Raw genomic sequence first — 10,627 nt, forward strand, 5'->3', positions numbered from 1 at the left:
AACAGCCCTGTGTCGCGCCAGCGGCTGAAGTAGCCGAACGTGGTCGAACGCGGCGGCAGATCCTTGGGGATCAGCCGCCATGCGATACCGCCGCGCAGAACGTAGAAGATCGCGTTTAGGATCTCCCGCGTCGTCCAGACCGGAGGCCGCCCGCGCGGCTCAGGCCTCGGCATCAGCGGCTTGATCACCGCCCACTCGGCATCGGTCAGGTCAGTTTCATAGCGAAGGCCCGCGCGGCTATGCTGCCGCCGGGTGGTCGGGGTCCACATGGCAGGTCCAGGTCAGGCTTCAGCACCCGCCTGGAATCATCGCCATCCCGGCCACTCAACCCCGCCTCAGACCCTTATCGGACGGGCTCTTAGGGGGCGGGGACGCAGCAATGAGTCCCCGCTACCCGGCGGGAGACATCACGCCCACTTACAGCTTGACCCGCACGGCGGCGAGCACCGAGAACGGCGCGCCTGGTGTGTTGTTAAATTGGTTGGTCGGGGCCTCGATATAGCGCGCGTCCGTCAGGTTGCGCAGGTTGATCGAGAGGCGCCAGCGCTCGTCGAAATCGTAGTACACCAAGGCGTCGACCCGCGCGTAGGCGCCGACCGTATAGCTATTGTTGAGATCACCGTAGCGCCGACCGACATAAGTGATGCCCGCCCCAAGCCCGAGGCCGCGTAGCCACCCCTCCTGGAACGCGTAGGTCGACCACACGCTGCCACTGAAGGTCGGCGCGGCAGCCAGTACGTTACCCACCGCGAACGTCGTGTCCTTGGTGATGCGCGCGTCGAGGAAACCGACGCTGGCAATGACGTTCCAGCCCGGAAGGATCTCGCCTGCGAGATCCGCCTCGAAGCCTTGCGAGCGCTGCTGCCCGGTTATGACTGAGAAATTGGAGTTGGTCGGATCGGTCGCCGCGACGTTGTCGCGCACGATCCGGAAGACCGCGCCCGAGAGCGTGAGGTTGGGCAAGAGGTCCAGGCGGGTACCGACCTCTACCTGCTCGCCCGTTTCCGGGGGCGGATTGACGACGTTGAGCACGCTGGCGGTCTGCGGCACGAACGATGTTGCGTAGCTCGCATAGAACGTCAGCGGCTCGAAAGGCCGGTAGATCAGGCCGACCCGTGGAGAGGCACCGAACAAGTCCTGCTCGGGTGCCGCGGTCCGCGTGGTCGGAACACGGTTGGAGTAGAGCTGAGTTCCGAGGTCGAAGCGCGCGCCTAGGACCAGCTGCAACCCGGGTGCGAGCTGGATCTGGTCCTGGACGTAGAGCCCGAACAACTCGAGCTTCTGCTTTAGGTCCGCCTGGAAACCGAGTGCCCCGGGGATCGAGCCGAACACCGGGGTGAGAAAGCTGACCGAGCCCAGGTTGCCTTGCTGCGAGTAGGGGTGGCGGTAGCCGTTGCTGTACTCGAAGCCCAGCAACGCCGTGTGTGCGAAGCCGAAGGTATCGAACTTCAGCACCGCCTCGGTTTGCGTGTCCACGGCCGCATACCGTGAGTCGACTGAGGCGTCACGCCGCGTCACGAGAGTGCCGGCCGCGTTGACGCCAGTGGCACGAGCGGTGAACAGGTTGAACGCCCCCCATTGGCCGTTGATCACCTGCCGCAGCGTCAGGTTCTCGTTGACATCGTGCTCGGCCCGCAGGGTGATCGAGTTGAACTCCCCATAGTACCGCGAGAACGGCTCGCCGTAGTACCGGCTGACGTTGTCGAGCGGCACGCGTCCGCGATACGCGATCAGCCCCTCGTCGTACTGTGTGCGCTGCTGCGTGAACTCCGAGTTGAGGTAGACCCGCGTGTCGGAACTCGGTGTCCAGCTCAGCGCGGGCGCCACGAAGAAGCGCCGGTTCGTATTGTCGCCGATGTTGCGGAAGGTCGGGTCCTCCTGAGCCGCGAAGCTGATGCGGCCGGCCAGAGTGTCCGAGCCGAGCAGCGCGCTTGACACAGAGCCCTGGACGCGCCGCAGCCCGAAGCCGCCACCGATCACGCTCATGTCGCCCGACGGCTCGAGAGTAGGGCGGCGGGTCACGATGTTGACGACGCCGCCGGGGTCACCGCGGCCAAAGAGGACGGAGGCTGGCCCCTTGATGACCTCGACGCGCTCGGCATTGGCGAGGTCGCGCTCGACGGGGTAGAACTGGAAAGCCGGGTTGGTCAGGATACCATCGACCGCGAAGACCTGTGTGGAGAACCCCCGAATGACGTAATTCTGCGAGCGCCCTTGTACGGTGCTGCCGAGCTGCACATTGCTGACGTTGTTGATGGCGTCGCTCAGTCGAAGGTCCTGCTGGTCGGTCAGCACCTCGCGCGGGACGACATTGATGGTCTGCGGGCTGTCACGAACCGGCGTATCGGTGCGCGTCGCAGTCGCCGAGCGCGTCGCGCGATAACCGACAACGGAACTCGTGGCCGTCTCCGTGGGGACGCCGGTGCCAACGACGCTCAACTCCTCCAGAACGGTGTCGCCCTCGTTGCCGTTGCCAATCGAGTCGAGTCGGTTGGGCGCGGCGGCAGCCTCCATGGGACCGCATAACAGGGCGACGAGCGAGACCGCGCCAAGCGCTCGATCGCGCAAGTTCGTCGCAAAGAAAACGCAGTCGATACGCACCCGCGTCTCGCCTCCTACCGACGCCATGAACAACATCCCACCTCGGCAGGATCTGTCGGAGTACAAACGGAGAGGCAATATGCCTAGGACAGTTGTGCTCCGACAGCCGGATAAATTTCGCGTTTTGCTACGATTATGTCGCAGATTAGCAACATATTAGGCCTAGAATAATTACAAATTACGGGTCGTTCGTTCAGGAATTTCGGCCGATCTGCCTAACTGAGTTATCTCGACGAGCTAAGATGACATGATATCTTGGTTGGCGGCGTTCTCCGAACGCCTCCCCGCCACAACTCAATATTTGAGATTGAGCGCGATTAGCGGATCCGTCATGTTCAATTCCAAAACCAAAAAACACGTCTTGCGTTGCCTCGAATTATTTAAAATCATTTCTTGGCGGCAGTTCACTCGCCAACACAACAACGAACAGGAATGGCGAACATGTTCTCAGGGACTTGAAGAGGGAGAGCAGCCTCCAACGCGACGAAAGGACTTGCTCGTGGCCTTCGATCCTGGTCGGCCACTTTCATGCTTTCGCAAGGGTGTGGCCCAGGAGGATCGGCTCTGTCGCGGCGCCGCAACGAAGCTAGGACGAAAGCTCGACGCTGAGCCGTTTATGCTCACGCTGCACCAGATCGGGAGGTGTTTGGCGCAAGATGAGAGCATCGCCGTTCCTCGCAAATATGAGGACGATTCGATAAAGGGTGCGCGACATGTGAGCGATTGTCTTCGACCGAAGATTATCTACCCGTCGAAGGAGATGCAGATTATAGTCGGCCCCTGCAGAGTACCTTCAACGGCGCGCGGCCGCACGCGTCCTTGAGCGTTCGGCCGGACGCGGCTGTCTGCTGACCAGATCTGGTATCAGCGCTACCCATGGCTGCCAGCATGCAGTAGCTTTGCAACTGACCCGGTCCGAAACACCGGTCAGGTCTGTGGCGCCGAGCCGACGTGAGCATTCGAACGACAGGAGTTGGCGGCGGCCAGAAGCGAGCGAAGTGGCGGCCATTTAGCAAGGCGGCTACCCTGCTCGTAGCATGGCTGGAGCGCGTCGATCCTGGCACTCACCGGCGCATCAAGGGCCTTCGTCTGGTTACAGCCTACGGTATCGCGGCGATGCTTGGCGCCGTGCTGGAGCCCCATCAGGCCGGCATTGGCGGCGCGCTGAGTTCTCTAGCCGGCGGCTTCGCACTCTGGGCAAGCGTTTCGGAAGGCCAGGCGACCCGTGCCGCATCCAGCCGCGACCTCCTTATCCTGTGTGCCGCAGCGGCGGTAGGTGCGGTCAGTATGATCGGCATCGGCGCGATGCTCGGATTGGGTGCATGGCTCCGCCCCGAAGCGGCGCTGATCACAGGCGCCTTTCTGGTCGGGTACCTGAAACGGTTCGGGACGCTCGGGGCTGGTGTCGGTTCGCAGATCTACATTGGGCAATTGCTGGCCTACTGTGCGGCTCTACATCTCGCCGACATCGCAACGGCCGTGCTCGCCGGCGTAATCGCCGCGGTCGCCGCTATCGTACCGCGGGTGCTTAGCGGCCCTGCGGAGCGACCGGTGTCACTGCCGATCAGCGGTCCGCTCGAACTCGTTAGCCCTGCTCAGGGATCCCGTGAGCTGCGCATGGGACTGCAGGCAGCGCTCGCGGCTTTCATCATCGTCCTGCTGAGCGCACTGTTTCACCTCGAAGAATCGGCCTGGGCCATCACGGCGTGCACGTACGTCATCGGCGCCTCGGCCGCCGATACGCTGGACCGGGTTCGGCGCCGGATCCTGGGTACGCTCGTCGGTGTACCGCTCGGATTGATGCTTATGCCGGTCGCGGCGCATGCGTCGCTCGCCCTCTGGCTGGCAGCAGCGCTCGCGATGGTTGTCTATGCCATGGCGCTTCCGGAGCGTTACGACGTCGCCTGTGGAGCTTACGCGTTCACGCTGATGGTGATGCTGACTGCCACCGGGGAACGTTCGACGCAGCTTCTTGCCGCGCGTGCCTGGGAGACGCTCCTCGGCGGCGCGATCGGACTCACGGCAGCAGTGCTCGTCCTGCCGCTGCGTCCACAGCGGAAAACCAGCACGTAAAACCTGGACAGAATTGGCGCAGCGCCGACCCCGATCCGGATTCAGGACGCGACGGTGGATCTTCTCGGAGCCGAGCAAGCTAGGCTGACGCACGACTGCGCAATGGCATGGCACTGCTTGCGCTGTGACTTGATCGACAGAGTGCCCTGTTCTTCGATTTACGACTGAGCCGCCGGCATCCTGCCGCTTTCGCGAAACTGAACGACCAACTTCGCCAAACCTGAAGCTTCGGCATCTGCAACCTGGGCGATGGCGGCTATCTGCTTTGGAGCAGAGCCGCTGGAAATCGGACATCACTTGCGGACACTGGCTCAAACGAACGCTGGTTCTCGCGTTAAAAAGCAATAGAAAGACTATTAGCACGTCAAATCAAGCTGCTTACCTGAAGAATCTCGCGCCGTCATTCCGCTGATGCAGTGTGCGGCGGCGCATCCTGCCCGGCGATATGGACAAGGTCACCGGAGGCGAGGAACTCCTGCGGATTGTCGACGAGCCGGTCGGCGGTGGTCACGCCGGCGCGCACCTCGACCTCGTTTCCGAGATTTCGGCCGAGCGTGACGGGCTTCAGCGCCACCCGGTGGTCGTCCCCAACCTGTGCGACGAGCGTGCCGGTGCGGTTGAACACCAGCGCCGTCGCTGGCACCCGCAGCGTGCCCGGGTTTGCCGGGACGTGAAACTGCACCTCCACGAATGCTCCCGGCCAAAGCTGGCCGTCCGAGTTGTCGGCCTGCAGCTCGACAAGACCCTTGCGCGATTCCTCCGCGATGGCGTTCGCGGTCGAGGTAACCTCGGCGGTGAACGTCTCCTCCAGCCCCGGCACACGCATGGATGCCTTGAGGCCCGGCTTCATCGCGCCGAGGAAGGCCTGCGGCACGTTCACGTAAACGCGCACGCGGTGGATGTCGGAAACCCGGTAAAGCGGGCGCCCGGAGGTGCCGCCGGCCGACAGGAGGTCGCCGATATCGACATTGCGCGCGGTCACGACGCCGTCGAACGGCGCCCGGATCGCCTTGAACCGGGTCAGTTCCTCCAACCGGCCGACATTCGCCTGCTGGGCGACGAGGTTGGCCTTGGCGACCGACACTGCCGCCGACCGCGACGCCGCGGTGAAGCGGTCCGTGTCGCCCCGCTCCTCGCTCGACCATCCCTGCGCCACGAGGCGGGCGGTGCGCTTGTTGGTGGCGGCGCTGAGATCGGCATTCGCTTGGGCCTGATCGACCGCCGCCTGGAGCTGCGTGAGCGTGGCGCGCGCCTCGACGAGTTGCTGGTCAAGGTCGGGGGCCGAGATCTCGACCATCAACTCGTCCTTACGGACGCGCGCGCCGATGTCCTTGTGCCAGGCCGTCACGTAGCCGCTGGCGCGGGCATAGAGCGAGCCCGTGTAGTAGGCGCTCAGGGAGCCGGGCAGGCTCAGGTCCTCGTTCATGGGGCCGCGCTGGGCCTGGACCACCCGGACGGTCGGGACCGCTTGGCGCTCGGTCCAGGCGTCGACCTCCTGCATGCCCTTCGCCCGGTCGGTGATGCCGGTCCAGACAAGCAGGACGGCGCCGATGGCGACGCCGGACAAGAGGGTGGCGACCTTGCCCTTGGAGGGCGTCTTGGGCTGGGGGGCGTCCTCTGGGGTGTGCATGCGGGTTCCGGGATCAGGCGAACGGGGATGGGACGGCGTGGGATGCGCCGGCCGGTGACGGATCGGACGCGGACGCCCCGGTGCGGCGGGGCCGGCCGTGCACGATGCTGAAGACCACCGGCACGAAGAACAGCGTTGCCAGCGTGGCGAAAAGCAGGCCGCCGATGACGGCGCGCCCGAGCGGCGCATTCTGGCCCGGCTCGATCGCCATCGGCGCCATTCCGATGATCATCGCGAGAGCGGTCATCAGCACCGGGCGCAGGCGCGTGGCGCCGGCCGCCAAGGCGGCCTCGAGCGCGGTTCGACCGGCGCGGAGCTGCTCGCGTGCGAAGCTGATGACCAGGATCGAGTTGGCGGTGGCAACGCCCATGCACATGATCGCGCCGGTCAGTGCCGGCACCGAGACGTGGGTGTGGGTGGCGAACAGCATCCACACGATCCCGGCGAGTGCCGCCGGCAGCGCCATCACGATGACGAACGGATCGACCCAGGATTGGAAGTTGATGACGATCAGCAGGTAGATCAGCACGATCGAGAACGCGAGGCCGACCAGCAATTGCTGGTAGGCGTTGGCCATGGTGACCGCCTGCCCGCGCACCGTGACGGTGGATCCCTTCGGAAGGTCACCCTTCGTGTCGTCGATCGCCCGCTGGATGTCGGACCCCACGCTCCCCAAATCGCGGTCCTGGGGCGTGGCGAGGATGTTGACGGTGCGGGCGATGTTGTAGTCCGTCACCACGGCGCTGAGGGGCTCGGGGGCGATGGTCGCGAGGCCGCCGAGCAGCTGGTCCGAGCGCGCCGCGGTGAGCGGCAGGTTGTTGAGGTCGCCCAGCGTGTCGATGGCGTATTGCGGCGTCTGGACCGACACCGGGTACGAGACGCCGTTGCGTGGGTCGAGCCAGTAGGTCGGCGCGGTCTGCGTGCTCCCGGACAGGCTCGCCTGGATGCTCTGAGCGGCGTCGCCCTCGGTCAGACCGACCACGCCCGCCAGCGCACGGTTGAAGTCGACCTTGAGGGACGGGTTCCGCGCCTGCTCCTGAATACGAGCGTCGGCGACCCCCGCCACCCGTCTGACCCGGGCCAGCAGCCTGTTGGCGTAGGCGCGGTTCCCCTCGATGTCATGGCCGCCGACCTGAACGTCCAGGGCCGCGGGGGAGCCAAAATTCAGGATCTGGCTGACGATGTCGGCGGGCAGGAACGAGAAGGTCAGGCCAGGAAAATCCCGCGGCAGCCGCTCGCGCAGGGCGCGGGTCAGCACCGCAGTTGTGATCCCCTCCCCCGCGTTCAGCGTCACGAGCATGTCGGCGTCGAAGGTGCCGATGGTGCCACTGTTGCCGTAGGAGATGTTGATGCCGCTGATCGGCAGGCCGATGTTGTTGACGACGCTCGCCACCTGGTCCTGCCGGATGAGGGCGCGAACGCGGGCCTCCACGCGCCCAGTTAGCGCCGTCATCTCCTCGATGCGCGTACCCGTCGGTGCCCGCAGGTGGATGCGCAGGGCGCCGGCATCGACATCGGGGAAGAAGTCGCGCCCGAGAAATGGGACGAGCCCGAACGACACGGCGACGACCGCGAGGAAGCCGCCGGCAAACAGCTTCCGCTGCGATAGCGCCAGGGCGAGCAGGCCGAGGTAACCCTGCCGCAGGGCCTCGAAGCGACGCTCGAAGCCCCGCTGGAACCGGGTGAAGAGACCGGCCCGCGCGCCGGTCTCATGCGGGTGCGCGTGCTCGGTGAGCAGGTAGCGGGCGAGCGTCGGCACAACCGTGTAGGTGAGGACGTAGGACGCGATCATCGCGAACACCACCGCCATCGCCAGCGGCCGGAACAGGAAGCCCGCCACGCCGCCGAGCGCCAGCAGCGGCACGAAGGCGATGCAAATGCAGAACAGTGCGATGGTCGCGGGCGGCATGATCTCCTGCGCGCCGCGGGTGATGGCGGTGACGATGTCCTCGCCGAACTCCTCCATGTGGCGGTTGATGTTCTCGATCGTCACGGTGGCGTCGTCGACGAGGATGCCCACCGCTAGGGCGAGGCCGCCGAGCGTCATGACGTTGATGGTTTGTCCGAGGAGCGACAGGGCGGTCAGCGCACATAGAACCGCGAGCGGGATCGAAACCGTGATGATCAGCGTCGAGCGCCAGCTCCCAAGGAACACGAGGATCATGAGACCTGTTAGGGCCGCGGCGATGAGGCCCTCGCGCACCACCGCCACGACGGATTCGCGCACGAAGCCCGATTGGTCGGCCACGTACTTGAGGTCAACGCCAGGCGGCAGAGTCGCCTGGATCGCCGGCAGCCGCGCTTTGACGCCTGCGATGATGTCGAGGGTCGAAGCGTTGCCGATCTTCAGGATCGACATCAGCACGCCCTTCTTGCCGTCGAGCTGGACGACGTTGGTCTGCGGCGGCGAGCCGTTACGGACATGGGCGACGTCGCGCATGAACACCACGGCGCCGTCGACCACCTTCACCGGCAGGTCGTTGAAGGCCTCGATCGTCTTCGGAGAATCGTTGAGGTCGACGATCCACTCGAAGGTGCCGATCTTCTGGGTTCCGACCGGGGTGATCAGGTTCTGCCGGGCGAGCGCCGCGCCGACGTCGGCCGCCGAGAGGCCGTGAGCATGGAGCGCCGACTGGTCGAGGTCGATCTGCACTTGCCGTGCCGCGCCGCCGTAGGCGTAGGGAAGCTGCGCGCCGGGGATCGTGGTGAGCTGCGGCCGGATGAAGTTCTGGGCGAGGTCGAACACCGCCGATTGCGAGAGGGTGTCACTCGACAGAGCTAGCTGGATGATCGGCACACTCGACGCGTTGTAGGCAAGCATCAGGGGTGGCGTGATCCCGGGGGGCAGCTGCTTGAGCTGTGTCTGAGAGATCGCGGTGACCTGCGCCTGAGCGGCTGTGATGTCGACGTTGGGCTGGAAGTAGATCTTCACGATTCCGTAGCCAGGGACCGACTGCGACTCGATGTGTTCGATGTCGTTGACCGTGGTCGTGAGCGATCTCTCGAACACAGAGACAATGCGGCCAGACATATCCTCCGGTGGAAGACCGGTATACTGCCAGACGACGCTGATCACGGGAATGCCAATACTCGGGAAAATATCGGTAGGTGTTCGCAATATCGACATGATCCCGAAGATCAGGATCAGGATCGACATCACGATGAAGGTGTAGGGTCGAAGCAGAGCCAGTCGGACGATCGCCGCCATTGCCTTACATCTGCCGTGATGGATGCGCGCTGAAACTGCGGGCCGTGAACGCCAACGTATCGCATAATGCATTCATCAGGCCAGTGCGGCGATTTGATGGTCTTTCCGCTTCAGGCGGCATGGAAATATCAAGAAACATTTCTGAAATGCTTCAGTTATTAGATTTATATTTCTTGAGGGCAGCGCTTCCGAGGAGCTGCAGAGATCGTGATGTCTGCCTAGGGGTTGGGGGACGTGAATCATATCGCTCAGCACCGTCGCCGATGCGCTACAATGGCGGCCTCCGGCATGGAGAGTACCGCGCTCCAGCGATGATCCTGGCTGAGACTGCTATGCATCCTGGCTAGCACTGCTATGCATCCTGGCTGAATGTTCTCGAATTTGCGAGGTAAACCCTGATCTGCTGGCGCTCATGCTATTGGAACTCGTCAGGCAGGCACTCGTGGATACGGCGTCGGCAACCAGATAAACGAGATGCCGGTCATCGAGCTGGCGGGAGCCGACAGGTGGCCGAAGGTTCGGAGGTGAGCGCAGCCCAATTTGCGTTTTGGCCTGAGCCAAGGCCCGCTCCGGAGACGCCGTCGACGATGGTCGAATGGCCGTGACGGGTGCGAAGCCGAATGTGCGGTGTTGCGCGCACAGCGATCCGACTTGGCAAAGTGTAGCCGGAAGCGGCTCGTCCGCTTCGGAGAAGGGCCGCCAGAAAAGCAGATGGGGTGGATGGCTCCCGCTCCGACTGACGGCATCTCGGTGCCAAGATGTGGTCGCTGCCGAAGCAGCAGCCACGCAGATGCAGGAGCCATCCCCATGGAGATCACCACCGTCGGCATCGATCTGGCCAAAAGCATCTTTCAGGTTCACGCCGTCGATGCAGCTGGGCACGTCGTCGTGCGCAAGGCCTTGAGGCGGGCGCAGGTCACGCCGTTCTTCGCCAAGCTGCCACGATGCCTGATCGGCATGGAGGCGTGCGGCACAGCGCACCACTGGGCCCGGGAACTCATAAAGCTCGGCCATGACGTGCGGCTGATGCCGCCGGCTTACGTGAAGCCGTACGTCAAGCGCGGCAAGACCGATGCGAACGATGCCGCTGCCATCTGTGAGGCGGTGACGCGCCC

Annotated in this window: 6 protein-coding genes; 2 read left to right on the plus strand and 4 right to left on the minus strand. The window is 64.3% G+C overall.

From position 1 onward, the window contains the following. Together C4T42_RS30840 and C4T42_RS30845 are read right to left on the minus strand one after the other, a co-directional pair. A partial coding sequence (locus tag C4T42_RS30840; protein ID WP_146074095.1) for a transposase occupies positions 1-269 on the minus strand: 269 nt, incomplete at its 3' end. A 148-nt stretch (positions 270-417) separates the two neighbouring features. Then, positions 418-2,514 carry a TonB-dependent siderophore receptor gene (locus C4T42_RS30845; protein ID WP_103986533.1) on the minus strand — a complete coding sequence of 699 codons (2,097 nt, stop codon included), beginning with the start codon at positions 2,512-2,514 and terminating at the stop codon, positions 418-420. Positions 2,515-3,552: 1,038 nt separating this feature from the next. Here C4T42_RS30845 and C4T42_RS30850 point away from each other — a divergent pair. Then, positions 3,553-4,674 (plus strand): FUSC family protein, encoded by a 1,122-nt coding sequence (locus C4T42_RS30850; protein WP_210202163.1) that lies wholly within the window; start codon positions 3,553-3,555, stop codon positions 4,672-4,674. A 400-nt stretch (positions 4,675-5,074) separates the two neighbouring features. On the opposite strand, the gene C4T42_RS30855 is transcribed toward C4T42_RS30850, so the two are convergent. Together C4T42_RS30855 and C4T42_RS30860 are read right to left on the minus strand one after the other, a co-directional pair. Next, positions 5,075-6,175 carry an efflux RND transporter periplasmic adaptor subunit gene (locus C4T42_RS30855; RefSeq protein WP_244603332.1) on the minus strand — a complete coding sequence of 367 codons (1,101 nt, stop codon included), beginning with the start codon at positions 6,173-6,175 and terminating at the stop codon, positions 5,075-5,077. A 142-nt stretch (positions 6,176-6,317) separates the two neighbouring features. Continuing rightward, positions 6,318-9,512, minus strand: a complete 3,195-nt coding sequence (locus tag C4T42_RS30860; RefSeq protein WP_103986532.1) for an efflux RND transporter permease subunit — start codon at positions 9,510-9,512, stop codon at positions 6,318-6,320. An 807-nt stretch (positions 9,513-10,319) separates the two neighbouring features. Between C4T42_RS30860 and C4T42_RS30865 the strand changes: the two genes are divergently transcribed. Next, on the plus strand, positions 10,320-10,627 hold a 308-nt coding region (locus C4T42_RS30865), incomplete at its 3' end, for a transposase (protein WP_146074096.1).

It is taken from the genome of Methylobacterium sp. 190mf (genome assembly GCF_900107945.1).
GTDB lineage: Bacteria > Pseudomonadota > Alphaproteobacteria > Rhizobiales > Beijerinckiaceae > Methylobacterium.

Excerpts from the sequence above, each read along its gene's own strand:
- C4T42_RS30860 (WP_103986532.1), bottom strand. The coding sequence starts at position 9,512 with ATGGCGGCGATCGTCCGACTGGCTCTGCTTCGACCCTACACCTTCATC.
- C4T42_RS30845 (WP_103986533.1), bottom strand. The coding sequence starts at position 2,514 with ATGGAGGCTGCCGCCGCGCCCAACCGACTCGACTCGATTGGCAACGGC.
- C4T42_RS30855 (WP_244603332.1), bottom strand. The coding sequence starts at position 6,175 with ATGCAGGAGGTCGACGCCTGGACCGAGCGCCAAGCGGTCCCGACCGTC.